At 74.3% G+C, this 25,409-nt stretch carries 17 protein-coding genes, 2 tRNA genes and 1 riboswitch; of the genes, 15 read left to right on the forward strand and 4 right to left on the reverse strand.

Features of this window, described 5'->3' with window-relative positions; translation table 11 throughout:
* The first annotated feature begins 74 nt into the window (after positions 1-74).
* From J5X07_RS13315 to J5X07_RS11205, 10 genes are all read left to right on the forward strand, one after another.
* On the forward strand, positions 75-2,435 hold the full coding sequence (locus tag J5X07_RS13315) for a helicase-associated domain-containing protein (RefSeq protein ID WP_208479855.1): 2,361 nt from the start codon (positions 75-77) through the stop codon (positions 2,433-2,435).
* Between the two features lie 77 nt (positions 2,436-2,512).
* Positions 2,513-3,814: a DUF3027 domain-containing protein gene (locus tag J5X07_RS11165; protein ID WP_208479856.1), complete on the forward strand. Its 1,302-nt coding sequence runs from the start codon at positions 2,513-2,515 to the stop codon at positions 3,812-3,814.
* Between the two features lie 114 nt (positions 3,815-3,928).
* Entirely contained in the window at positions 3,929-5,407 is a 1,479-nt protein-coding gene (locus J5X07_RS11170; RefSeq protein ID WP_208479857.1) for an NCS2 family permease, read from the forward strand.
* 10 nt (positions 5,408-5,417) lie between these two features.
* On the forward strand, positions 5,418-6,698 hold the full coding sequence (locus J5X07_RS11175; protein ID WP_124933879.1) for an MFS transporter: 1,281 nt from the start codon (positions 5,418-5,420) through the stop codon (positions 6,696-6,698).
* A gap of 145 nt (positions 6,699-6,843) precedes the next feature.
* On the forward strand, positions 6,844-7,515 hold the full coding sequence (locus tag J5X07_RS11180) for a metal-dependent transcriptional regulator (protein ID WP_124933880.1): 672 nt from the start codon (positions 6,844-6,846) through the stop codon (positions 7,513-7,515).
* 409 nt (positions 7,516-7,924) lie between these two features.
* A riboswitch (cyclic di-AMP (ydaO/yuaA leader) is annotated at positions 7,925-8,090 on the forward strand.
* A gap of 4 nt (positions 8,091-8,094) precedes the next feature.
* Positions 8,095-8,925, forward strand: a complete 831-nt coding sequence (locus J5X07_RS11185) for a C40 family peptidase (protein ID WP_124933881.1) — start codon at positions 8,095-8,097, stop codon at positions 8,923-8,925.
* A 288-nt stretch (positions 8,926-9,213) separates the two neighbouring features.
* Complete coding sequence (locus J5X07_RS11190; RefSeq protein WP_124933882.1) at positions 9,214-10,146, forward strand: universal stress protein; 933 nt, start codon at positions 9,214-9,216, stop codon at positions 10,144-10,146.
* A 147-nt stretch (positions 10,147-10,293) separates the two neighbouring features.
* A tRNA-Arg gene (locus tag J5X07_RS11195) sits at positions 10,294-10,366 on the forward strand.
* 192 nt (positions 10,367-10,558) lie between these two features.
* Positions 10,559-14,914 (forward strand): DNA helicase, encoded by a 4,356-nt coding sequence (locus J5X07_RS11200; RefSeq protein WP_208479858.1) that lies wholly within the window; start codon positions 10,559-10,561, stop codon positions 14,912-14,914.
* The gene (locus J5X07_RS11205) at positions 14,911-15,153 is read left to right on the forward strand and encodes a hypothetical protein (RefSeq protein ID WP_208479859.1); all 243 of its coding nucleotides are present in this window, start codon (positions 14,911-14,913) and stop codon (positions 15,151-15,153) included. The genes J5X07_RS11200 and J5X07_RS11205 overlap by 4 nt, the downstream gene beginning before the upstream one ends.
* A 115-nt stretch (positions 15,154-15,268) precedes the next feature.
* On the opposite strand, the gene mscL is transcribed toward J5X07_RS11205, so the two are convergent.
* The 3 genes from mscL to J5X07_RS11220 all read right to left on the reverse strand — a co-directional run bounded on the left by mscL (position 15,269) and on the right by J5X07_RS11220 (position 17,458).
* Positions 15,269-15,658, reverse strand: coding sequence for a large conductance mechanosensitive channel protein MscL (mscL, locus tag J5X07_RS11210; RefSeq protein WP_124933885.1), 390 nt, complete (start codon positions 15,656-15,658; stop codon positions 15,269-15,271).
* A 98-nt stretch (positions 15,659-15,756) separates the two neighbouring features.
* A complete protein-coding gene (locus tag J5X07_RS11215) occupies positions 15,757-16,503 on the reverse strand; it encodes an SAF domain-containing protein (protein ID WP_243896775.1) in 747 nt (248 codons plus the stop codon).
* A gap of 304 nt (positions 16,504-16,807) precedes the next feature.
* Positions 16,808-17,458, reverse strand: a complete 651-nt coding sequence (locus tag J5X07_RS11220) for a 5-formyltetrahydrofolate cyclo-ligase (RefSeq protein ID WP_124933886.1) — start codon at positions 17,456-17,458, stop codon at positions 16,808-16,810.
* 169 nt (positions 17,459-17,627) lie between these two features.
* Between J5X07_RS11220 and J5X07_RS11225 the strand changes: the two genes are divergently transcribed.
* The 4 genes from J5X07_RS11225 to J5X07_RS11240 all read left to right on the forward strand — a co-directional run bounded on the left by J5X07_RS11225 (position 17,628) and on the right by J5X07_RS11240 (position 21,687).
* Positions 17,628-18,839, forward strand: coding sequence for a molybdopterin molybdotransferase MoeA (locus J5X07_RS11225; RefSeq protein WP_208479860.1), 1,212 nt, complete (start codon positions 17,628-17,630; stop codon positions 18,837-18,839).
* 9 nt (positions 18,840-18,848) lie between these two features.
* Complete coding sequence (locus J5X07_RS11230; protein ID WP_341769462.1) at positions 18,849-19,553, forward strand: GNAT family N-acetyltransferase; 705 nt, start codon at positions 18,849-18,851, stop codon at positions 19,551-19,553.
* Between the two features lie 146 nt (positions 19,554-19,699).
* Entirely contained in the window at positions 19,700-21,463 is a 1,764-nt protein-coding gene (locus J5X07_RS11235) for a hypothetical protein (protein WP_208479861.1), read from the forward strand.
* A gap of 151 nt (positions 21,464-21,614) precedes the next feature.
* Positions 21,615-21,687 (forward strand) — tRNA-Ala (locus J5X07_RS11240).
* 315 nt (positions 21,688-22,002) lie between these two features.
* On the opposite strand, the gene J5X07_RS11245 is transcribed toward J5X07_RS11240, so the two are convergent.
* Positions 22,003-22,344, reverse strand: a complete 342-nt coding sequence (locus J5X07_RS11245) for a winged helix-turn-helix transcriptional regulator (RefSeq protein WP_280527805.1) — start codon at positions 22,342-22,344, stop codon at positions 22,003-22,005.
* A gap of 339 nt (positions 22,345-22,683) precedes the next feature.
* Between J5X07_RS11245 and J5X07_RS11250 the strand changes: the two genes are divergently transcribed.
* Positions 22,684-24,753 carry an OPT family oligopeptide transporter gene (locus J5X07_RS11250; RefSeq protein WP_208479862.1) on the forward strand — a complete coding sequence of 690 codons (2,070 nt, stop codon included), beginning with the start codon at positions 22,684-22,686 and terminating at the stop codon, positions 24,751-24,753.
* Positions 24,754-25,409: the final 656 nt, after the last annotated feature.

A 25,409-nucleotide genomic window follows, 5' to 3' on the forward strand; every position in this document is an offset into this window, starting at 1 on the left:
CAGGTGCCGGATCCGGGCCGACGATGCGCAGGCTCACGGGGGCGCGGGGCGGATCGCGGCGTAGATTGGCGCCGATGAGCCCCGTCTCCCCCCGCGACCTCGCCGCGCACCTGACGGCACTGCCGGACCATGGCATTGCCGCGCTCCTCGGCGCCCGCCCCGACCTGGCCACCCCGCCCCCCGCCTCGCTGAGCGCGCTCGCCCTGCGGGCTGCGGCCCGTCCCAGCGTCGAGCGGGCCCTGGCCGCCATGGACGCCCCCACCCTGGCCGTCGCGCAGGCCCTGGTGGCCTGCGAGGAGGCTGAGGAGGAGGCCGGCGAGGGCCCGGACGTGCAGGCGATCGCCACCGCCCTGGGTCTGCCCGTCGACGACGCCGCGGCAGCCGCCCGCCGCGTGGCCGACCTCGCCCTCGTCATCGGCACCAGGCCCGTCCCGGGGCTGGTCGAGGCCTTCGGGCCGCACCCCTTCGGCCTGGGCCCCACGGCCCCGCAGGACCCCGACCCCCCGCCCCCCGCCCTGGCAGAGCTGCAGTCGGACCCCCAGGGCCTGCCCCGGGCCTCGGTGGAGCTGCTGGAGGTCCTCACCTGGGGGCCGCCGGTGGGCACCCTGCGGCCCGGGGGCGCCGCCCCCGCCGCCGGGCCCCTCATCGAGCGCGGCTGGCTCCAGCGCAGCGCGGACGCCCAGGGCCGCACCCGGCTGCTCCTGCCGCGGCAGGTGGCCCTGGCCCTGCGCGGCGGGCGCCTCACCCGTGAGGCGCTGACCCGCCCCGACCCCGCCTCCCTGGAGCAGGTCGACGCCGCCACCTCGGCCTCCGAGGCCGCCTTCCACGCGGAGGAGGCGGTCCGCCTGGTCGAGGAGCTCCTCCAGGAGTGGGACCGTGAGCCCGCCCCCATCCTGCGCACCGGGGGCGTGGGGGTGCGGGCCCTGCACCGCACCGCCGAGGCCCTCCACTGCGAGCCCGCCGAGGCCGCCCGCATCATCGAGACCGCCGCCGCGGCCGGGCTCCTGGGCCTCGACGAGGCGGGGGCGCACTGGGAGCCCTCCCGGCTCGCCCAGGACTGGCGCGCCCAGGGGGTCGAGCAGCGCTGGGCGCCGCTGGCAGCCGCCTGGATGGGCAGCGCCCGCACCCCCTGGCTCGTGGGTGCCCGGGACGACCGGGGCGCCCCGCGCCCGGTGCTGGCCGCGGACCTGGAGGCCGACTGGGCCCGGCGCCTGCGGCGCCGGCTCCTGGTGCTCCTGGGCTCCCTGCCCCCGGGACGGGCCGCCACCCCCGGCTTCGTGCGCTCGGCCCTGAGCCATGAGCGGCCCCGCCGGACCATGCCGCCCGGCGCCGTCAGCGCCGTCATGGAGGAGGCCGGGGCCCTGGGCATCCTGGGGGCGGGCGTCCTGTCGACCGCTGGGCGGGTCCTGGCCCGAGAGCTCGCCGTGGTGCCGGAGCCGGCCAGTGCCGCGGCCCCGGAGGCGCCCGGCGCCCCAGCGGACCACCTGCTGCTCCCCGCGCTGGAGGAGGCGCTCGCGGCCGATCTGCCGGCCCCCGTGGCCATGCTGCTCGTGCAGTCCGATCTCACGGCGATCGTGCCGGGGCGCCCCGAGCCGGCGCTGGCCCGGCTCCTGGCGCTCACCAGTGAGGTGGAGTCGCGCGGCGGCGCACTGGGGGTGCGCTTCACCCCCGACTCGGTGCGCGGAGCCCTGGACGCGGGCTGGACGGCCGAGGAGCTCCTGGAGGAGCTGACGGCCTTCAGCCCCTCGCCCCTGCCCAGTGCCCTGACCGCCCTGGTGCGGGACGCCTCCCGCAGGCATGGCGCCGTGCGGGTGCGGGCCGCCGCCAGTGTCCTGCGGGTGCAGGACGAGGCCGTGGCCGCGGGGCTCCTGGCCGAGCCGGCCCTGAGATCCCTGGGCCTGTCGCTCCTCGCCCCCGGCGTCCTGGTCTCCTCCGCCTCGCCCCGGCAGGTGGTGCGCGAGCTGCGCCGGGCGGGACTGGCCCCGGCCATGGAGGACGCCCAGGGGGCACTGCTGCGCCTGGCCCGGCCCCCCTCGGGGCGCGGCGCCCCCGCCCCGGCCCGGCCCGGCCAGGACTACGCCGGTCTGCGCGCCCACCGCCCCCAGGCCCCCTCGGCCAGGGCCCTGGGCGCCCTGGTGGCGCGCATGCGCCAGGGGGAGGCGCTGCGGGGCCCCGGCGCCGCCGAGCAGGTCTTAGACCCGGCCCACGTCCTGGCCGTCCTGCGCCAGGCCCAGGCCGCTCGCGAGCCGCTGGTGCTGCGCCTGGCGGGCCCCGACGGCGCCGCCCAGGAGCGCCGGGTGCGCGTGCTGGCCATCGAGCCGGGCCGCGTGCGCCTGCGCGATGTGGCGCGCGAGACGGAGCTGACGGTGGCGGTCCACCGCATCATCTCCGTCACGCAGGACCCCGCTGGGGCAGCCGGGCAGGCCCCGGCCTGACGGTGGGGGGCCGGAGGAGCGGCCCGGGGCGCCGGCCGGTGGGCGGGGGCCGTGGGGCCGACCCCTACACTGGGGGCGTGAGTGACACAGCGACGCAACCGGTCCCGCGCCTGGGGGCCCTCCCGTCAGCCCAGAGCCTGGCCCTGGCGGCCAAGGACAAGACCCTGACCTCCCCGGCCGCCGTGGAGCTGGCCCGGGCCGCGCTGGAGGAGGTGCCGGCCGATGGCGTGGGCGAGCACCTGGCCGCCACGCTGGACGAGCCGCGCCTGGTCACCCACCTCTTCGCCTGCACCATGCCCGGGTACCGGGGCTGGCACTGGGCGGTGACACTGAGCCGCCCGCCTCGCGGCCGCACCGCCACCGTGTGCGAGATGGGCCTGCTCCCCGGGGACGAGGCACTGCTCGCCCCCGCCTGGGTGCCCTGGGCCGAGCGCCTGGAGCCGGGAGACCTGGGCCGCTCCGACCGCCTTCCCCGGCGCGAGCACGACGAGCGACTGGAGCCCGGCTGGGAGGCCACCGGCCAGGACGCCGACGCCGTGGCCCTCGACGAGCTGGACCTGGGCCGGGCCCGGGTGCTCAGCGCCGAGGGGGTCAGCCGCGCGGCCCAGCGCTGGTACGCCGGTGACCACGGCCCTCAGGCCGAGGGCGTGCGCGCGGCCCACGCCACCTGCTCGACCTGCGGCTTCTTCCTGCCCATGGCGGGGGCCATGCGGGCGGTCTTCGGGGTATGCGCCAATGAGTGGGCCGCCGACGACGGCTCCGTGGTCTCCCTGGACCACGGCTGCGGCGCCCACTCGGAGACCGACGTCCCCGATCAGGGCCCCCAGTGGCCCATCACCCCCTCGCGGGTCGATGACCACCGGGTGGAGGCCATCAGCACCGGGGAGCCCCGTCCGCCTCGGGGCGCCTCCCCGCAGGAGGGGCGGTCCGGGCGGGCCGACGACGTCGCGCCGGCCCCTGAGGCTCCCGAGGCCCATGAGGCCCACGAGGCATCGTCCGACGACCCCGCCCCGGAGGGCCCGGCGGACCCGGAGGGCCCGGCGGACGCCGCTGGCGCGGGCGCGGAGGGGCCTGCGGCTGAGCCGACCGCGGCTGAGGCGCCTGGGGAGGGGGCGGCCGATGGTGCTGGCGGCGCGCGCATCGAGCCCCTCCTGCGACTGGCGACGGCGGCGCAGCCGCACGAGGACGGGCAGCCCGCCGCCGAGCCCCGGTCGGTCCAGGATCCCGGTCCGGCGCCGGCCGAGGCGCCAGAGCAGCGCGCGGCCTCCGCCCGCGAGGCGGTTGCCGATCTGGCCGGCGCCCCGCGACCAGCGGGCGGCACCACCGGCGCGGGGCCGATGACCCTGGCAGACCTGGAGGCCAGCCTGCCCCAGCGGTAGGCGGCAGCGCCAGTGCCGTCGGTAACCCTGGCGGCCACGAGCCGGCCTCCCGTCCCGGCGCCCGCCGCACCCGGCGGTTGCCCGGGCGCCCCGAGGCGGGAAGAATCCGGGTATGTGAGTACACAGACCTCCCCTGCTCCCACCCCGACGGGCAGCTCACCGCTGGACCGCTTCTTCCGCATCACCGAGCGCGGCTCGACGATCGGGCGCGAAGTCCGCGGCGGCGTCGTGACCTTCTTCACGATGAGCTACATCCTCGTCCTCAACCCCCTCATCCTGGCCGACGCCCTGGCCGGCGATGGTGCCGGCGACCTCGATGGCGCCAAGGCCACGATCGCCGCGGGCACCGCGCTCATCGCCGGCCTCATGACGATCCTCATGGGCGTCATCGCCAACTACCCGCTGGCGATGGCCGCCGGGCTGGGCATCAACGCCATGGTGGCCTACACGATCGTGGGCACCAATGACGTGACCTTCGCCGATGCCATGGGCCTCATCGTCATCGAGGGCATCCTCATCCTCATCCTGGTGCTCACCGGCTTCCGCGAGGCGGTCTTCCGGGCGGTGCCGCCCCACCTGCGCACCGCCATCAGCGTGGGCATCGGCCTGTTCATCGCCCTCATCGGCCTGGTGGACTCCAAGGTCGTGCGCCCCGGGGGAACGCCCCTGGAGCTGGGGCTGGGCGGCTCCCTCCAGGGGTGGCCGGTGCTCGTCTTCCTCCTGGGACTGTTCCTGACCATCGTGCTCTACATCCGCAAGGTGCGCGGCGCGATCCTCATCGGCATCATCTCGGCCACGGTGCTGGCCGTCGTCATCGAGTCGTTCCTCCACCTGGGCGCCTACAACGACGACCCCGGGCTCGGCGAGCTCAATCCCACCGGCTGGGCCCTGAGCGTGCCCGGGCTGGACGGCAGCCCGGCCGCCATGCCGGACCTGTCGAGCCTGGGCCACTTCTCCCTGCTGGGCTCCTGGGAGAAGATGGGGACGGTCTCGGTGATCCTGCTGGTCTTCTCCCTCATGCTCGCCGATTTCTTCGACACCATGGGCACCATGGTGGCCATCGGCGCCGAGGGGGACCTGCTCGATGAGCAGGGCAACCCGCCCCGGACCCGCGAGATCCTCGTGGTGGACTCCCTGGGGGCCATCGCCGGCGGCCTGGGCGGGGTGTCCTCCAACACCTCCTACGTGGAGTCCGCCGCGGGCGTGGGCGAGGGGGCGCGCACCGGCCTGGCCAACGTGGTCACCGGCGCTCTCTTCCTGCTCTCGGTCTTCCTGGCCCCGGTGGTCTCCATGGTGCCCTACGAGGCGGCCACGCCCGCCCTGGTCATCGTCGGCTTCCTCATGATGATGCAGGTCACCGAGATCGACTGGAAGGCGCCGGAGCTGGCCATCCCGGCCTTCATGACCATCATCATGATGCCCTTCTCCTACTCCATCACCAACGGCATCGGCGCCGGCTTCGTCGCCCACGTGGTGGTCCAGGTCGCGCGCGGAAGGGCCCGCGGCGTCCACCCGCTCATGTGGCTGACGGCGGGGCTGTTCGTCGTCTACTTCACCCTGGCCCCCATCAAGGACATCCTGGGGATCGCCTAGGACCACCCCCGTGAGCAGCACCTTCGCCTCCCTGCGCTTCCACAACTACCGGATCTGGTTCTTCGCGGCCCTGGTGGCCAACACCGGTACCTGGATGCAGCGCGTGGCCCAGGACTGGCTGGTGCTGCGGGTCCTGACCGACGACTCGGCCAGTGCCACGGGCCTGACCACGGCCCTGCAGTTCCTGCCCATGCTGCTGCTGTCGGCCCATGCGGGCCTCGTGGCCGACCGGGTGGACCAGCGCACCTTCCTCATCCGGACCCAGAGCGCCATGGGAGCGGTCTCGGCCCTCCTGGCCCTCGACGTCCTCCTGGGCCACGTGCAGCTGTGGCACGTCTACCTCGCGGCCCTGCTCACCGGTGCGGCCGCCGCTTACGACGCCCCTGCCCGTCAGATCTTCGTGGCCCGCATGGTGCCCCCGGATCACCTGGCCAACGCCGTGGGCCTGAACTCGGCCTCCTTCAACGCCGCCCGGCTGCTGGGGCCGGCCCTGGCGGGGGCCGTCATCGCCTGGGCCGGCTCGGGCTGGGTCTTCGCCTTCAATGCCGCCACCTTCCTGCTGCCCGCCCTGGCCCTGGCCCGCATGCGGGCGGCCGACCTGGTCGCCGTCCCCCGCGCCCCGCGGACGGCCGGGCAGCTGCGCGAGGGCCTGGCCTACATCCGCCACCGCAGCGACATCGTCCTCATCATCGTGGTCATCGCCGTCATCTCCATGATCACCCTCAACTTCCAGGTCACCATGGCGGCCATGGTCCGCAGCGCCTTCGACCTGGAGTCGGATGCCTACGGGTGGGTCTCCTCGGTCTTCGCCGTCGGCTCACTCAGCGGGGCGCTGTGGGCGGCCCGACGGCGCAGCCCCCGGGTGCGCACCGTCATCCTGGCCTCCCTGGGCCTGGGGGTCAGCACCCTGGCCCTGGCCCTCATGCCCACCTACACCGGCTTCACCCTCATGACGGTGCCGGTGGGACTGTGCGTCCTGACCCTGCTGACCAGTGCCAACCAGACCATCCAGATGACCACGGACCCCGCCATGCGCGGGCGGGTGCTGAGCATCTACATGATGTGCTTCCTGGGCTCCACGCCCGTCGGCGCCCCGCTCATGGGCTGGATCTCGGACACCTGGGGGCCCCGGGTGAGCATCGCCGCCGGCGGCCTGGCCGCCCTGCTCATGGCCCTGGGGGCGGGCCTGTGGGCCCGGCGGCGCTGGGAGGTCTCCGTGCACTACTCCTCCACCCGGCCCTACCTGTCCACGCGCGGGCCCAGGGAGCGCTCGGAGGACGCGGGCCCCTGAGGCGAGCGCGCCCCGGGCGCCAGCGCCGGGGGCGACCCCGGGCACGTATCCTGTGAGCAGTCGCACGGCCGGCCGCGAGGCGCCCCGGAGCCCCGCCTCGCGCGCCGTGCGGAACCCGATGTCGGCCAGGCAGGAGACCCACCCCATGAGCGAGCTCATCGACACCACCGAGATGTACCTCAAGACCGTCTACGAGCTTGAGGAGGACGGCGTTCCCCCGCTGCGTGCCCGCATCGTCGAGCGCCTCGACCACTCCGGTCCCACCGTGTCCCAGACGGTGGCCCGCATGGAGCGCGACGGCCTCATCAAGGTGGCCGAGGACCGCTCCCTGAAGCTGACCGATGCCGGCCGCCAGCGGGCCACCGAGGTGATCCGCAAGCACCGCCTTGCTGAAAGGCTGCTGCTCGACGTCATCGGGATGGACCGCAGGCTGGTCCACGAGGAGGCCTGCCGCTGGGAGCACGTGATGAGCGAGCAGGTCGAGGAGCGCCTGGCGGCGATCCTCGAGGATGTGGCCACCGACCCCTTCGGCAACCGCATCCCCGCCGGGGGAGCGGAGCACCCCGCGCCCTCAGGGGACGAGATCAGCGCGGAGCGCCTGGCCGGGCAGGCCCCGGTGCGCGCGGTGGTCCGCCGGGTGGGCGAGCCGATCCAGGCCGACGCCGGCCTCATCGCCGTCGTGGAGGAGGCGGGGATCCGCGCCGGGGCCGAGGTCGAGCTGCGCACCTGCACGGGAGGCGTCCGGGTGGTCGCGGCCCCCGGGGAGCCGGTGGTCCTGGGCGAGGCCGCGGCCAGGCACCTGTTCCTCGGCCGCTGACGGCCCGGTGCTCCTCACCGGCCTCTCCTAGCCCCTTCGCCGGGGCCGCGCCAGAGGCGGGACGGGATGGCGCCCGGGCAGGGACGAGCCCCCTGCCCGGGCGCCGTCGTGCCCCCTCGTGCGCTGCGCCCCTGCGGCGATCGGCGGTGCGCTCGGCACTGCGCGCGGTGCCGCCGCGCCCGGGCGGGAGGGGCCCGGTGGGGCGTGATCGGCCGGTCTGTCAAGGCCCGAGCGAACGAAAGTCCCCTGGAGAAACCAGGACAAGATCTCCTCCTCCAGGAGGGTGTCACTCCTCACAGCGATGTGTGTCATCTGATCGTGACGCCGCGGTGGAACGTCCTGTAGCGTTCTCGGCGTTGCCGGGGACATCCTCTCTGGCAGCGTTCCGGATTGGGGCTTAGTCCTGCCGCTCGATCCGGGGCCAGTGAAACCAGACAAGTGGCAGGAACGGGGGAACCAATCTCGGCCACCCGCGCACCCGCTCGAGTGGCCTTGGGGTGAAGCCCGCATCCGCGGGCCGGGCGTCTCCAGTCCGAACCCGACAGCTCACCTCGTCGGCTCATCCAGGAGAAAGCATTCATGTCCACACGCACCACCGCACGTCACCGCAAGGCAACCCGCGCCCTCACACCGCTGGACGACCTGGCTCCCACCGCGCGCCGCGGTTTCGCCGTTGCCGCATCCTCCGGTCTCGCACTGACCATGATCGCCTCCGGCGCCAGCGCTGCTGCCGCCGGGGCCGCCACTGAGGTCGGCGCCTCCGCCGGCTCCCTCGAGGCCTCCGGTGTGGGTGCGCTCGCCGCCGACGCCCGCGAGGCCGTCACCACCAACGCCGCGGTGGCCGTCGACCAGGACGCCCAGTGGATCGTTGAGGCGGCTCCCGAGGTCCAGGCCGTCGCCCCCGTCGTCGAGGCCGCCCCGGTCCAGGAGGAGGCCGCCCCGGTCGCCGAGGCCGCTCCCGCCCAGGCCACTGCCGAGGCCGACATCCAGGCCGAGACCGAGACCGAGGCCACCCCCGCCCAGGCCCCGGCCGCCCCGGTCCAGGAGGCCGCTCCGGCTCCGGCCGCCCCGGCCTCCGCCGCCAACTCCTCGGTGGTGGCCATCGCCATGCAGTACGTGGGCTCCCCCTACGTCTGGGGCGCCAGCGGCCCGACCGCCTTCGACTGCTCCGGCTTCACCTCCTACGTGTACGCCCAGGTCGGCATCAACCTGCCCCGCACCTCCAGCGCCCAGGCCGGTGCCGGCTACCACGTCTCCGCCGCGGAGGCCCAGCCCGGTGACCTGGTCGTGTGGCCCGGCCACGTCGGCATCTACGCCGGTGACGGCATGGTGGTCGACGCCGGCAACGAGTCCACCGGTGTGGTCTACCGCGCCATCTGGGGCTCTCCCAGCTACGTCCGCGTGGGCTGAGTTCCGCACAGCACTCGCTGAGAAGGGGTGGGCACATGAGTGCCCGCCCCTTCTCGCGTGCCCGCGCATGCTGGCCGGCGCTCGCCCCCACCAGTGCCCGGCCGGGTGCTGCGACCGTGAGGCTGCGTGGGAGCCTCGGGCCTGACCTGCGCGGATATCGCATCATCAGGGCGGTGGGGTTTCACTGAGGGGGAAGGGGCCACCCGCTCATGTGGTGGTCACCACAGGCGTTTGGGGGCAGAATAGTCCCAGGTGACAGCCCGAGCCCCTAGGAAAGGTGCAGATCCCATGACTGAAGACAATGTCGTCCTCGTTGGCGTGGATGGGTCCCCCGAGTCCCTGGCCGCCATGGACTGGGCCGTGGCCCGGGCCGCCCGTCAGGGCTGGCGGGTCCATGTGCTGTGCGCCTATTCCCTGCCCTCCTTCACCGCGGCCTCCCTCGACGGCGGCTATGCGGCCCTCGACGACGCCGCCATCCGGGCCGGGGCTCAGGCCGTGGTCGATGAGGCCGTGGCCCGGGCGCAGGACTCCGGGGTCACCGTCACCAGCTCGCTGGAGACCGGAGACCCCGCGGGCGTGCTGGTCGACCTCTCCGATGAGGCCACCATCTCCGTCGTGGGCACCCGGGGCGGGGGCGGGTTCACCGACCGCCTCCTGGGGACCGTCTCCTCAGCCCTGCCCGCCCACAGCCACTGCCCCACGGTGGTGGTGCCCGACCGCACCCAGGGGGCCGAGTACACCCCGGTGCGGCGCATCGTCGTCGGCGTGGACGGCTCCTCCTCGGCCCGCAAGGCCCTGCAGTGGGCGGTGCGGGAGGCTGAGGCCTGGGAGGCGGAGCTGACCGCCGTGGCGGCCGTCCCCATGGCCTCCGGCGCGGGAGCCCTGGCCTGGCTGCCGGCTGCTGTGGACCGCGATCAGGTGCTGGCCGACGTCCGCTCCGGCCTGGACCACGCCGTGGCCGAGGCCCTGGAGGGCCACTCGGAGATCGAGGTGCGCCGCCACGCCCTGGACGGCAACCCCGCCGAGCTCATGGCCGAGTTCTCCACCGCCGTGGACCTCATCGTGGTGGGCTCCCGCGGTCGCGGGGGCTTCTCCGGCCTGCTCCTGGGCTCCACGAGCCAGGCCGTGCTCTCGCACGCCTCCTGCCCCGTCATGGTGGTGCCCTCGCGCTCCAAGAAGGACACCATCTCGCGGACCTCCACCCCCTGGGGCCGCGCCTAGGGGATCGGGACCCGCGATGCGGGCCGTGCGCCTCGCGGGCAGCCCCGCCCACCGCCGGGCTGCCCGGGGCGCAGTGTGCCGACCGCCTCCGCAACGTGCCGCCCCCGTGCACGGCCCTGCCCCGGAGCACTGGTAGGCTTGCCGCAGGCCCTCGTAGCTCAGGGGATAGAGCACCGCTCTCCTAAAGCGGGTGTCGTTGGTTCGAATCCAATCGAGGGCGCCGATCCCGGCCCGGTGGTGCCCGCGGTCCCCACCGGGCCGGGTGGATCCCCTGCGGGAGCGCTCATCCAGTGGGCGCCCCGCCACGAGGACCCGGGGCTCTCCTGCCCCTTGGCTGTGAGACGCAGGAGAAGTGCCTCCGCTCCGCCGCGTCCTACCGGCATGGAGCGCCATGCCCGTTATCTTGTGCGCTATGACGCCTTCACTGTTCTCCTTCGGCCGCAAGCGGCGCCGTGCCGCCACCGCGACGAATGAGCACGGAGGCGCAGCCGCGGCCCCGCGCCCACCGGCACCCTCATCCGAGCCCCTCGGGGCGCCCCTGGCGCGCGAGCCCCGGCCGGCCCCTGCGCCGGAGCCGCCCAGGCCCGCCCCCGAGCCCCCCATCACCGAGCGGGATGAGGCCCGCCGCGAGCGCATCGACGCCGCCCTGGAGGTGTGGCGCGGCGAGCTGGTGGACCTCGGGGGCGTGGCCAGCCTGGACGACATCACCGTCCTCGAGGGCGTCGTCGACCTCACCGCCGCCCACCCCTCCGGATTGGCCCAGCTCTACGCCGGCCGCTCCACCCAGCTGTCCAGCCTGGTGCGCGAGCGCGGCGCCCTGGGGGTGGCCCGCCAGTCCCTGCGGGAGGTGGCCGCGCGCACGGAGATGCTCGCCCGGCGCTTCGGGGTGGCCCCCGTCTACCTGGCGATCGGGGTGGCGAGCTGGAATGAGACGGTCGCGGACGAGGAGCACGGGAGCGCCTCGGGGGAGGGCCCCGAGACCGACTCCAGCCCGGACACCGCCCCCACGGCCCAGATCCCCGACGTCGAGCGCATCGCCGCCGAGCACGCTGCGCAGGCGGCCATGGCCGCCGCCGGCTTCCACATGCCCGAGGACTCCGGCCCGCGGGTGCGCACCGTCAACGCCCCGGTGCTGCTGCGGCCCGTGCGGCTGGCCAGTGCCACGGCCGACGCCACCCTCACCCTGGACCCCACCATCGAGGTCAACCCCGTCCTGACCCGCGCCCTGCGCCAGTACCAGTGCCGCAGCGATGTCGAGGGCATCGCCCGGGCCTCCCTGTCCGCGGAGGGCTTCACCCCCCGCGCCGCCCTGGCCCGCATCGGAGCCCTGGGCCGCCAGTACCTCCCCGGCTTCGAGATCCACGAGCGGCTCGTCGTGGGAGCCTTCGTCCACCCCGGCCAGGCCCTCGTCGAGGACTTCGACGCCGTCATCGAGCGCTGCCGCACCTCAGCCCTCGTGGCGGCCCTGGCCGGTGATGAGGGCGCCCGCACCGCCCTGGATGTCGCCCTGCCCGCGGCCGACCCCTTCGACCGGCCCACGGAGGCCGAGCGGGGCATCGGGGATCTGGACCCCGCCCAGCTGGCGGCCATCGAGGCCGTGGGCACGGGGGCGAGCCTGCTCATCGACGCGCCGCCCGGCTCCGACGTCGCCGCGACGCTGGCCGCCATCTTCGCCGACGCCGCCGCCTCGGGGCGCACCGTGCTGCACGTGCCGGCCACGAGTGCCGACGGGCACGCGGTGGCCGCGGCGCTGCGCGAGGCGGGCCTGGGCTCCCTGGTCCTGGACCTGACCGAGGATGCGGCCTGGCGCCAGCACGCCTCGGAGGCCATCCGGGAGGCCATGGGGGCCCAGCCCCCCGAGCTCGACGTCGTGGGCATCGTGGAGATGCGCGAGCGCCTGGAGCAGGTGCGCTCCCACCTGGGCAGGTACGTCTCAGCCCTGCATGAGAGGCGCGAGCCGTGGGGCGTGTCGGCCTACGAGGCCCTCCAGACCCTGGCCGACCTCACCAGTCGCCGCTCGCACGCCACGACCAAGGCCCGGGTGGCCCCGGGGCGGCTGGAGCGGCTGGATGAGGCGGGACTGGACCGGGCCAGGGGGCTGCTCCACCGCGGCCACGCCCTGGGGATCTTCACCCCCGAGGTGGCCTCCAGCGCGTGGAACGGGATCGCGGTCACCGATATGGACGAGGCCACCGACGCCCTGGGGCATATGCGCGCCCTGGGCCACGACCTGCTGCCGGCGATGATCGAGCAGGTGGAGGCCACCCACGCCTCCACGGGCCTGACCCGGGCCACCACCGTGTCCCAGTGGCTGGAGCAGCTGGAGATGCTCGACGGCGTGCGCGAGTCCCTCGACGTCTTCCTGCCCGAGGTCTTCGAGCGCTCGGCCGCCGACATGGTCGTGGCCACGGCCTCCAAGCGGTGGCGCGAGGCCCGCGGGGTGTACATGGACGGCTCCAGCCGCCGTCGCTTCACCCGTCAGGCCAAGGACCTGGTGCGCCCGGGGCGGGTGGTCGAGGACCTGCACGAGGAGCTCGTGGCGGTCCAGCACTGCCGTGAGGTCTGGCGCCGGCACGATCCCGAGGGCGGCTGGCCCCGCCTGCCCCAGGGCCTTGACGAGATGGCGCGCACCGCTGCGCGGGCCCGCAGCGCCATCGAGGCCATCCAGCCGCTCCTCAGCCGCAGCGGCCGGGAGGAGCCCCTGGCGGACCAGCCGATGGATGAGGTGATGGAGCGCCTGCGCAGCCTGGCCAGTGATGACCTCACCGCCCAGAAGCTGCCCGAGGTCAACCGCCTGCGCACCGAGCTCGACGAGCTGGGCCTGGGGGACTTCGTGGCCGACATGGCCGCCCGCGACGTGCCCGAGGAGCGGATCGACGACGAGCTCACCTACTGCTGGTGGTCCTCGGTGCTGGCCCGGACCATGCGCGACAACCCGGCGATGGGCGGACTGGATGCGCGCGCCCTGACCCGCCTGGCCGCGGCCCTGCGCGAGCTGGACGCCGCCCAGTCCCAGTCCCTGCCCGGGCCGGTGGCGCAGGCCTACGCGCGCCGCGTGCGCCTGGCGGTGGACCAGGACAAGGAGGACGCCCGCGCCCTGTACATCGCCCTGGCCCGGGGCGATGGGGTGCCGCTGCGGGACATCATCGCCGCCCACCCCATGGCCCTGGTGGCCAAGCCGGTGTGGATCGTCCCGCCCACCCTGGTGCCCCAGGTCTTCGACCCCCTGGCACTGGTGGACCTGGCGGTGCTGGATGCCAGTGCGCACATGCCCGTGGCCCAGGTGCTGCCCGCCCTCGTGCGCGCCGAGCAGGTCCTGGTGGTGGGCGACCCGCGCCGCGGCCAGAGCGGCCTGGCCGCCGAGCTCGGGCCGCTGCTGCCCACGGTGACCCTGCCGACCTCCCGCAACGCCCTGGACGCCGGCATCGCCGCCTTCCTGTCCCAGCACGGCTATGAGGGCGTGGTCGAGGCCGTCCCGGCCCCTCCCGGGGTGGGCCGGCTCAGCCTGGAGGTCGTCGATGGGCGGGGCATGCCCGCCCCCGGCCAGACCGCCGTCGAGACGGTCTCGGAGGAGGTCGATCGGGTGGTGGACCTGGTCATCGACCGGGCGCTGACCCATCCCGAGGAGTCCCTGGGGGTCATCGCCCTCAACGCCCGGCACGCCGACGCGGTGCGCTCGGCGATCACCCAGGCCGCCGCGGGCTCGGCCGCCCTGGAGGAGTTCTTCTCCCCCAGCGCCTCCGAGCCCTTCATGGTGGTGGACCTGTCCCAGGCCCGCTCCCTCAACCGCGACCACATCATCCTGACCGTCGGCTACGCCAAGACCCCGCACGGGCGCACCATTCACAGCTTCGCCTCCGTGGCGGACCATGCGGGCATGGTGGGGCTGGTCGAGGCCCTGTGCGCCTCCCGGGGCCGTACCGAGGTGATCTCCTGCCTGGCCGCCGCCGACATCGACCCCGAGCGCCTGCACGCCCCCGGGGCCCGGCTGCTGCGCGAGGTGCTGGCCCGCGCCGAGCACTCCTCGGAGGCGGCCGCCTCGGCCGGCAGGATGCCCGACCGCCTCCTGGTGGATCTGGCCGAGCGGCTGTGGCGCAAGGGCCTGTCGGTGGTGCCCCGCTACGGCGTCGAGGGCGGGGAGCGCATCCCCCTGGCCATCGGCCACCCCGACTTCCCCGATGAGCTGCTGGTCGCGGTGCTGACCGACGACGCCGACTACGTGGCCGAGCCCAGCCTGCGGCGGCGCGACCGCCACCGCGTGGAGCGCCTGGAGCGGCGCGGCTGGCGCGTCCACATGGCCTTCTCCGTGGGGGTCTTCGTGGATCCCGAGGCCGAGGCGGCCGCGGTGGAGGATCTCGTCATCGAGGAGCTCATCGCGCGCCAGGAGGGGAGGGCCGATGAGGGCGTCGAGGCGCTGCCCGAGCGCTTGGAGGATGCCGACCGCCTGGCGCCCGCGGCCCCGCCGTCGGAAGGGCCCGGGATGCCGGGGGACGCCCCTGCCGAGGGCGGCGGGGACGACGATGAGGCGGGTGCCCCCGCTGCTGCTGAGGCGGTCCCGCGCGCGCAGCGCCCCCCGATCGCCCAGGGGCTGCCCCTGCAGGCCTACTCCGATGACCAGCTCGATGAGCTCGTGGCCTGGATCCGCTCCGATGGCCTGGTGCGTGAGGAGGCCCAGGAGGTCGAGGAGCTTCGCGCCACCCTGGCGCTGCGGCGCCGCGGCGCCGGTATCGACGCCGTGCTGGCCAACGCCGTGCGGCGGGCCCGATGAGCCCCGGCAGCGGTGCGCGCCGGGATCCGCGGGCCACTGGTGCTGCGCGCCGGCGCCGGCGCGTGGTGGCCCTCTCGGGCCGCGACCGCCAGCGGGTCGAGCAGGGGCTGGAGCCCGAGGACCTGGCGCGGGCCGACTATGACAACGATGCCCTGAGCACCGCGCAGCGCGGATCGGAGCACGGGGCGGGGGCCAATGATGCGCGCCTGCTGGCCGAGGTGCCTCCCCACTGGCAGTAGCCGTGCCCTGGGCCAGGGGCCCCGGGAGAGGGCATGGGCGAGGCCCTCGGGGCGGGCACGGGGTGCCGCCACGAGGGCCTCGGTGTCTCGCGCTGGGCCGGGGCCCGGCGCGCTGTCAGTTCTTGGAGGCGAGCAGGTCGCGGATCTCGGCGAGCAGCTCGACGTCGGTGGGGGCGTCGGGGCCGGCCTCCACAGCCTTCTTCTGGCGCTCCTTGAGCTTGTTCATCGGCATGACGATGCAGAAGTACACGGCGATGGCCACGAGGAAGAAGTTGACCACGGCGGTGATGATGGTGCCGGGCTGGATGTATTCCTCGGAGGAGGCGAAGATCTTGAACTGGCCCACCGAGTCGAAGTTCGGGGAGCCGATGACCTGGCCGATGATGTCCAGGATGACCTTGGTGATTGCGTCGACGATCGGCTTGAAAGCGGCACCGATGATGACGGCGACGGCGAGCTCCAGAGCATTGCCCTGGGAGATGAACTCCTTGAAGCCCTTGATCATGGCGATCCTTTCGTAGCGGCGCAGGCATGAGTCTGCCCTGTCATGCGCCATCGGGGGGAACGGAACTGACGCGCTCAGTGCGAGCGGCCGCGGCGGCTTCACGGGCTCAGTACGATACCGAGCTCACCATTCGTGGCCGCACCAACTACCAGAGTAGCGTCACTCGCGGGCACGGCAAGAGTCACAAGTGTGACCTTTCTCCCTGAGGTCCACTGGTCGGCCTCCCCGATGGACTGAACGGAAATGACGCGGGCGCCGCTGCTGAGGACGCGATGCGCGGGCTGACCGAATGCTCCTGGAGCCCCGGTGGGCGGTGATGCACCGGGCCCCTCCCCCGCCTTGGCCCCACTGCTGCCCGCCGCCTGCTCCGCGCCGGTCCCGGCCTCCCCATCGGCCTCCACGGGGACCAGGGCCCCGGACTCCCCGGGTGCGGGGGCCCGGCCGACGACGTCCACCCGGGCCCCGGGCTGGGCGAGCTGGGCGCCCACCTCGACGGGCACCTGGACCACCCGCTCCTGGTCGTCCAGGTCCCTGGTGAGGGCGGCGCTGGTCATGGACGTGGTCAGGACCGTCCCCGGCTCCAGGGCGATGGCGCTGCGCAGGCCGATGACCTCCTCCCCGGCCAGTCCCGCGGAGGGCAGCGCCTCTAGCGGCAGGCTGCGGCGCTCCACATCCTCCCGGGTGAGGACATGGCCGGCGTCGAGGGCGCGGGCCACGACCAGGACCTCCTGACCCGGCTGCGCGGCCGGGCGCAGCACGCCGAGCGCCAGGAGGACCGCGCCGCCCAGGCACAGGGCCACCACGACATGGCGGTAGCGCCACAGCAGGAGGGAGGGGCGGGGCATCCGGCAGGCCGCTCGCCGGGCGGTGCGGCCGGGGGCGGGGGAGCGGGACGGCGGAGCGGGCGCGGTCGACAGGCCCGGGGCCGGGGATGCGGATCCGGGAGGGCCCGGACGGCGGAGGCGGCGCAGAGGAGTCATGCGCCCAGACTGCGCCGCCGCGGTCCGGGCCGCCCGGGCGGGGCCGCGGCCCTGTGGAGGGCGACTGCGCATCACCGCCCTGTGGAGCGCGGAGCGGCGCATGATGGTGCGGGACCGCGGGGCCGTGGGACCGCGGGGCCGTGGCGCCACCGGGAGCGCCGGCGCGGGCTCAGGCTCCGGCGGCGAAGCGCGATCCCTCCAGGAGGAACCACTCCTGGGCGGTGATGACGGCATCGACCCTCTCGTCGTGCTCCTCGGTGGGCAGGGGCCCCTCGACCAGCTCATCGGGGTGGAGCAGGGCGAAGGTCAGCACGCCGTCGCGGCGCAGCGGCAGCATGCGGTCGTACCAGCCGCCGCCCTGCCCCAGGCGCCGGCCGCCCCGGTCCACCGCCAGGGCGGGGACGATGAGGGCATCGGCCTGGGCCACTGCCCGGGCGGGCAGGGGCTCGCCACTGGGCTCGGGCGGGCGTCCCGGGGCGCGCGTGCACAGGTCCTCGTCCCCCTGGAACTGCGACCAGCAGCGGGCCAGCTGGGGCCCCAGGGCGGGCAGCAGCACCCGCACCCCCCGCTCGTGGAGGCGCTCGAGCAGGAGGCGCGTGCAGGGCTCGGCGCCGGTGGACACGAAGGCGGCCACCGACCGTGAGCCGTCCACCGCCTGGAGGGCGTGCTCGGTCAGCTCCTCGCAGATCCGGGAGTGGCCGCGCTCGGGATGGGGATGGTGGGACCGGCGGTGGGCGCGCAGGAGGGGGCGCAGCGTCTCCTTGGCATCATCGGCTGACAGCCGGCTGGTATCGGGAAGGGTGCGGGCGCCGTCGGTCATGGTCCTAGTCTCCCAGGTCCGCCGCGGCAGTGGGATCGTGAGTCGGTGCCGCTCCTGCGGGCGGTCCGCTGCCGGAGGCGCTGCCGGGCGCGGCGGGTCGCGGCTCCACGGCGGCTCCCGCCCCGGCGGGGCTCGCCTGGCCGCGCCGCCCTGGCGGTAGCCTGGCCCCATGAGAACCGTCGCCGAGCATCTGGCCGCATGCCTTGAGATCGCCCAGGCGGCGCCCCCGCTGGATGTGGTCCTCCTGGACGCCGTGGGCTGCGTGCTCGCCCAGGACGTGGTGGCCCCCATCGACCTGCCCGCCGTCGACCTGGCCGGCCTGGACGGCTACGCGGTCAGCTCGGCCCAGGTCACGGAGGCCTCCCCGGGCGCCCCGGTCGTGCTGGAGGTCATCGATGCCGTCCGCGCCGGCGATATGCGCCCCATGCGGCTGGTCCCCGGCGCGGCCATCCTCATCGACTCCGGCGCCCCCCTGCCTCTGGGGGCCGACGCCGTCGTGCCCTGGCAGGACTCCGACCGGGGCGAGTCCCGGGTGGCGCTCAGCCGCGCCGTCGGCCCGGGCGACCACGTGCGCCGCCGCGGGGAGGACGTGCGGGCCGGCACGACGGTCCTGGCCCGGGGCTCCCGTGTCTCCGCCCGCCAGATCGCACTGCTGGCGGGACTGGGGCTGCACCGAGTGCGGGTCCACCCGGCGCCGCGGGTCGTCGTCATCTCGATCGGGGACGAGCTGGTCGAGCCCGGGCAGGGCAGGGAGGCGGGGGACGTCTTCGACGCCAACGGGCACGCCCTGGCCTCGGCCGTCACCGATGCGGGCGGCCGGGCCTTCCGGGTGGCCGCAGTGCCCGATGAGCTGCGGGCCCTGGCCGAGACCATCGAGGACCAGCTCGTGCGGGCCGACATGCTCCTGACCACCGGCGGCCTGTCGGCGGGGCAGGGCGACACGGTCAAGGAGGTGCTCGCCCCCCTGGGAGGGGTGCGCTTCGACACCGTGGCCATGAGCCCGGGGCGCCAGCTGGGCCTGGGCCTCATCGACGGCACCCCGATCTTCTGCCTCCCCGGTGATCCCGTGAGCGCCCAGATCGCCTTCGAGACCTTCGTGCGCCCGGTGCTGCGCCAGATCGCCGGCCGCGACAGCCTGCACCGCTCCTCCCTGCCCGCCCGGATCTCCACCGGATGGCACTCCCCGGCGGGCAGGCGCGAGTTCGTGCCGGTCCGGCTCAGCGGCTCCCCCTCGCGGGGCTACACGGCCGAGCCGACCGCCCAGCCCGGCAGGAGCAGCCTGCACGGCCTGGCCCGGGCCAATGGCCTCGCCGTCGTGCCGGAGGAGACGCACACGGTCGTCGCCGGCGACTCCCTGCACTGCCTCGTCCTGGACGCCTGAGGCCCGGCTGTGCCTGGGGTGGCGGTGGGCGCGGGCGGCGGGGTGCTGGGCCGGCTCCGCAGGGCCGGGACGCCCATGCGCTTCGCCTGGCCGGTGCGCCTGGGCGTGGAGGCCGGCCGATGGGGGCTGGCCCGCGGGGCCGGCGCGGTGGTCCTGCGCCCGCTGCGGGTCGGGGACGAGCCCCGCTGGAGCGCGCTGCGGCTGGCCGACGACGCCCGCCTGCGGCCCTGGGAGGCGACCATCCCGCCCGGAGGGGAGGAGGGACTCGCCGGCTTCCGCAGCTATGTGCGCACTCAGGACCGCCGGGCGCGCCGCGGCGAGGCGATGATCCTGGCCCTGGAGGTCGACGGCGTGCTCGCCGGGCAGGTGTGCGTGGATCCCATCCAGTGGGGCTCGCTGCGTAGCGCCCAGGTGGGCTACTGGGTGGGGGCCGATCATGAGGGCCGCGGGGTCATGCGCCTGGCCGTGGCCATGATCCTCGACCATCTCCTGGGCCCGGGCGTGGGGCTGCACCGCGTGGAGATCAATGTGCGCCCGGAGAACGAGCGCAGCCTGAGGCTGTGCCGCAGCCTGGGACTGCGCCAGGAGGGGGTGCGCCACCACTACATGCATATCAATGGGGCCTGGGCCGATCATGTGTCCTTCGCGGTGGTGGCTGAGGAGCGGTCGCGCGGTGGGACCTTCGTGGAGGGGCTGATCCGCCGGCCGCGCTGAAACGGATGTGACACCTGGGGCTTGAGGGAGAAGCGTTGCCAGTGTGGCTCGAAACGGCGTGATTCCGCCGATAATCCCAGGCATTTCGCAGCCGACACGGAGTGTCAGTTCGCTGAGGGGCGGATCGCCGCGCCTACGGTTGGTCTGTGGGAATCGAGGTCTGGGCGTTCACGGCCCTCATCGTGATTCTCGCCGTGTACCTCCTGCCCTTCCTGGTGCGGCGTCGTGAGATGACGGGACGCGCCAATGTCCAGGACCGCTACTCCGCCGAGCTCCGCGTCCTGGCCACTGGAGTGGCCGCGCCCGAGCGCGATGGCACCTGTGAGAGCAGTGGGCATGCGGAGCTCTTCCGACGTCGACCAAAGGTGAGGGCGATGAACAGGCCCGCAGTCAGGAACGTGCGCGCCGTGCGCGTTGAGCGCGAGCTCATCCATGTCCGCAAGACGCATGACCAGGCCCGGGAGCGCCGCCGGGTGGCGGCCTCCCACCGTGCCGTCGTGGCCTCCGTCCTGCTGGGCGTCGCCCTGGGCGCATGGGTGCTCGGCCTGCTCACGGCCCTGCCCTGGTGGCCGGCGCTCGTGCCCACGGTGCTGCTGGGCGCGTCCATGACCGCCGGCCGCCGCGCCGCCATGGCCTCCGCGGCCGCCGACAAGCGCGAGCGGCGCCGGATCGCCGAGCTGGAGCGCGAGCTCATGGGGCTGACCGGCCGCCGTCCGGCCGTGCCCGTGGTGGCCTCCTCGCGGGCCGACGGCGCGCCGCGCGAGAGCGCCCGCGCCGCCGAGAGCGCCTCCAGCGCGGAACCGGCGGCCGGTGCCGATTCCGCCGCGGTCTCCTCGGTGCGCGCCAGCCTGCCGGAGATCCTCCAGGAGCTGCGGGCGGAGAATGCCGAGAGGGAGCGGGCCCGGGCCTCAGCGCGCGCCGAGGCCGCCCAGGCCGCTGAGGCGGTCGCGCAGGAGGTGGCGCGCCCCGCTCGCCGGGAGGGCCGGGCTCAGGCGGCTGAGCAGCGGGAGGTCGAACGGCACGAGGCCGAGCGCGAGGAGCACCGGCGCCGTCGCGGCGACGAGGCGCGGCGTGAGCGGGCCGAGGCCGCTGCCCGCGCCGGCAGCGCGAGGGGCCCCCAGCCGGTGGAGCCCGCGGAGTCGGCGGTCAGCCCCGGGTCGGCGGGCGGCGGGGACAGCGAGTTCCGCAGCGCCGTCGGCTCCTTCGAGGCCGTCAGCCCCGCCTGGTCCCAGATCGTGCCCGACGGCCAGCAGGACGAGGCGGGCGAGGGCGCTCCGGCCATCGAGCGCTCGGCGCCCCGGCACTCCACCGCCTCGGGCTCCGCGGCGTCCCGCCTCGCCGCCTCCTCCGCATCGGCGGCCGGGCGCCGTCATGAGGAGTCCTCCGCGGAGGGCTCGGCGCGGCAGGCCTCCTCGGCCGCCTCCGGCGAGGGCCGTTGGAGCCTGTCAGCTGAGTCCGCGGAATCGGTGGCCGCGCGCGCCGCGGCCAGGACGCGCACGGAGGGGGCAGCGGCCCAGCACTCGGATGGGGCCCGCCCGAGCGAGCGCGCCGCCGAGGAGGCGGGCCGCTCCGCCAGTGGTGCGGGTGCCGGCGGTGGGGCCGCGCGCAGGAGCATCAAGAAGGAGGCCCTGGCGGCCTTCCCGGACAAGAGTGTGGTCAAGGAGCCGGCCACGGCGACCCCGCCCCAGGGGTGGCGTCCGATCAAGGTGCCCGCCCCCACCTACACCCTGGCGGCCCGCGCTCCCAAGCGGGTCTTCGCCGACCCCGTGGTGGACGAGGGCGCCTCGGCGCCGGTGCCCGCCCGCCCTCAGGCGGTGCGGACCTTCACGGCCCCCGACTTCACCGAGCAGGACTTCCACCCCATCGACCTGGACGCCATCCTGGAGCGCCGCCGCGCCGCCGGCGAGTAAGACTCCGGGCGCCCGGCGGCGGTGGTGCCGGCGCGGTCCTCGCTCCAGCGGGGGAAGCGCGGCGCCGGGCGGTGGCTGACGGCGGTGGGCGGCGTCACCATCCCCGATTTGCCTCCTCATCGGTGGCCGGTGCTAGCATGGGGCAGCACTTGGGGCTATGGCGCAGTTGGTAGCGCGTCTCGTTCGCAATGAGAAGGTCGGGGGTTCGAATCCCCCTAGCTCCACTCCCGAGTGGCCGTCACCATCAGGTGGCGGCCACTGTTCCTTGAGAAGGCACGGCCTTGCGCGGCAGGAGGCGTGAGCCCTGTGGGCGGGAGGACGCGGGGCCTCCAGGAACGGCGTCGTTTCGCGACTCGGGCGTCACTTCGCGGAATGGACGCACCTTCGTGTCGCTTCTTCCGCGCAGTGACGCCTTTGTCGCGAAGTGACGCCCATCTGCGCATCAGCGCCTCGCCATGCGCCGGGCGCTCCTGACTCTCCGCCCGGGTCGTCGTGACCGATGCCCACTCGCACGGGGGTCGCGGACGCGGCCTTCGACCTCACGGACCTGGCCCTCGCCGATGCCCACTCGCACGGGGGTCGCGGGGTGCCCTCGGGCCGCTGCCCGGTGAGGGCAGCATCTCCTCCAAGGCGCGCTCAGGGGCGTCGTGGGCGGCCCGCGCATGCCCATGGCGTGCCCTGGGGAGTGAGGGGATGGGGAACGCGGCTCGGGCCTCGGCGATCGACTCCCGGTTGGCCGCCGACCAGTCGGCCAGCGCTTTGACCAGGTGCGTGAGGCCGGCGCCCATCGCAGTGAGCCGGTGGTCCACCTGGGCGGGGACCGCCGGGTAGACCGTGCGCCGCACCAGCCCATCGCGCTCCAGGCGGTGCAGCGTCTGCACCAGCCTCGTCGGCGAGGGCGAGCACCTGGGATCCGCCCTGGCCCACCATCATGGCGACCTCGCCGGCCTGCTGGGCCGGGATCCGGCGCCCGGGCTGGAGGCGGCGCGACAGGCGATCGCGCTGTAGCGCCCAGGGCGGTTCGACGCAGGAGGACCTCCGCACTTCTGCCCTTCCAGACGCGGAATCACCCCTTCCGGAGAGGTGAATCCGCGTCTGGAAGGGCGATTCCGCGTCCGAAGGGGTGAAGCCGCGGGTGAGGGGGCGGTGGACGGGGCGCGCCGGCGCGGTGCTAGTCTGCCGATGACCCATCAATCTGACTCAATGTGAAAGTAAGTCTGATGTCCTCATCACCCTCCACCGGCTCGGGCCGGGCGCCGTCCACCGGCGCCGCCGTCAAGGAGCTGACCCTGCGCGGCATCGTCATCGGCGGTGTCATCACCCTGGTCTTCACCGCCGCCAACGTCTACCTGGGGCTCAAGGTGGGGCTGACCTTCGCCACCTCCATCCCGGCGGCCGTCATCTCCATGGCCATCCTGCGCCACTTCGCGGATCACACGATCCAGGAGAACAACATCGTCCAGACGATCGCCTCGGCGGCCGGCACCCTGTCGGCGATCATCTTCGTCCTGCCGGGGCTGGTGATCATCGGCTGGTGGACCGGATTCCCCTACTGGACCACGGTCTTCATCATCGGGCTGGGCGGCACCCTCGGCGTCATGTACTCCATCCCCCTGCGACGCGCCCTGGTCACCCACTCCGACCTGCCCTACCCCGAGGGCGTGGCCGGAGCCGAGGTGCTGCGCGCGGGCGACACCCACGAGGGAACCCAGGAGTCCCAGCAGGGGCTGAGGATCATCCTGTGGGGCGCCCTGGCCTCCGCCGGGATCTCGCTGCTGACCGCTCTCAAGGCGATCGGGACCAGCCTGAGCGCCGTCTTCCGCGTCGGCAGCGGGGCGACGGCGATCGGCACCTCCCTGTCCCTGGCGCTCATCGGCGTGGGCCACCTGGTGGGCATCGGGGTGGGCATCGCCATGATCGTGGGCCTGGTGATCTCCTACGGCATCCTCCTGCCCCTGCGCACCAGCGGGCAGGCGGCCGGCGTGGAGGGCAAGGAGGGCCTGGCCGAGCTGGCCAGCACCGTCTTCGCCCAGGATGTGCGCTTCATCGGCGCCGGTGCGATCGCCGTGGCCGCCATCTGGACCTTCCTGAAGATCCTCGGCCCCATTGTGGGCGGCATCCGCGAATCCCTGGCCTCCAGCGCCCGGCGCGCCAGCGGCGAGGAGGTGCCCCTGACCGAGCAGGACCTGTCCATCAAGGTGGTGGCGGGCACCACCGTGGCCGCCATGCTCCCCATCGGGGTCCTGCTGTGGCTCTTCGTCAAGGACACCATGCTGACGGGCAGCGCCTGGGGCCTGGTCGTCGTGGCGGTCCTGTACGTCTTCCTCACCGGCCTGGCCGTGGCCTCGGTCTGCGGCTACATGGCCGGTCTCATCGGTGCCTCGAACTCCCCGATCTCCGGCGTGGGCATCCTGGCCGCGATCACCGCCGCCCTGCTCATCCGCGCGGTGGCGGGCGCGGCCGACGGCGACCAGACCGATGCGCTCATCGCCTACACGCTGTTCACCACCGCCATCGTCTTCGGGGTGGCCACCATCTCCAACGACAACCTCCAGGATCTCAAGACCGGCCAGCTGGTGGGCGCCACGCCCTGGAGGCAGCAGGTCGCCCTGGTCATCGGCGTGCTCTTCGGCGCGGCGGTCATCCCGCCGGTGCTCGACCTCATGCAGGCCGCCTTCGGCTTCGCCGGGGCTCCCGGCGCGGGGGACAAGGCCCTCGCAGCACCCCAGGCCTCCCTCATCTCCTCCCTGGTCTCCGGGGTGTTCGGCGGTTCCATCAACTGGGGCCTGCTGGGGCTGGGCGCCGCGATCGGCGCGGTGGTCATCGTCATCGACGAGGCCCTGCGGCGCACGACGCCGAACAAGGCCCTCCCCCCGCTGGCCGTGGGCATGGGCATGTACCTGCCGGCGGCCGTGACGCTCATCATCCCCGTCGGCGCGCTCCTGGGCCTCATCCACGATCGCTGGGCCGAGCGCTCCGCCAACCCCGAGAGGGTCAAGCGCCTGGGCACGCTCATGGCTACCGGCCTCATCGTGGGGGAGAGCCTCTTCGGGGTCGTCTTCGCCGGGATCGTTGCCGGCACCGGTGAGGAGGAGCCGCTGGCACTGGTGCCCGAGAGCTTCGCCGGCATCGCGACCTGGCTGGGAACCGCCCTGTTCATCGCGGTGGTGTGGGCGCTGTACCGCACGGCCCGCGCAGCGGGTGCCCGGGCATCCGGTGGTGGCGCCGCGGAGCCGGTGACGGCGGGCCCGTCAGCGGCTCCGGGCGACGACGCCGCCACCGGTCACTGAGCGGAGCGCCCATCACAGGCCCCGGAGGCGGCTGCGGCTCCGAGGCCCTGCGGACCGCCGCGGCGCTCGGCCAGAAGGGCCCTCGTGCTCGGGCGGATCCCGCGGGCAGGCCGCGCGGCGTCCCCGCTCGCCGCGCGGCCTGCCCGCTCCGGGCGCGCGCCACCGACCGGGCGGCACGCGCCCGGAGCATCCTCGATGACCGGATCGGGGTGACTGGATCGGGCGGGAGGCAGGGGGCGTAGGAGGGCGGTTCTGATGCCCGTGCTGCAGGTCACTCAGAATCAGTTTGACACTTGGGCCCGGCTTGAGGTTAAAGTTCTCTCCGCTGCCGGGGGCCGACGAGGTTTCCAGCAGTTCGGACAGGACTCCTTGACCGAGATGATCCAGTGCCGCTGGGTATCGATCGGGAGTGCGGGACGAGACCGGGAGATCGGGATCACGAGATTCTGATTTGATTCCAGGGCTGAGACCTGCTTATGCTAGTCCGGTCGCCTTCGGAGGGCTGAGGGATTATTCCCGAGGAGTCCGGTGGGTGTGTTGTTTGAGATCTCGATAGTGTGTCATGTTTTTTATGCCATGTGGGCTTGATGATGGTTCTGCGGCTTTTTTGTTGTGGGGTTGTTGTTGGGTCTGTTTTGTTTTTGGTTTGCCTGCCC

Source organism: Actinomyces bowdenii, from assembly GCF_017592395.1.
Lineage (GTDB): Bacteria > Actinomycetota > Actinomycetes > Actinomycetales > Actinomycetaceae > Actinomyces > Actinomyces bowdenii.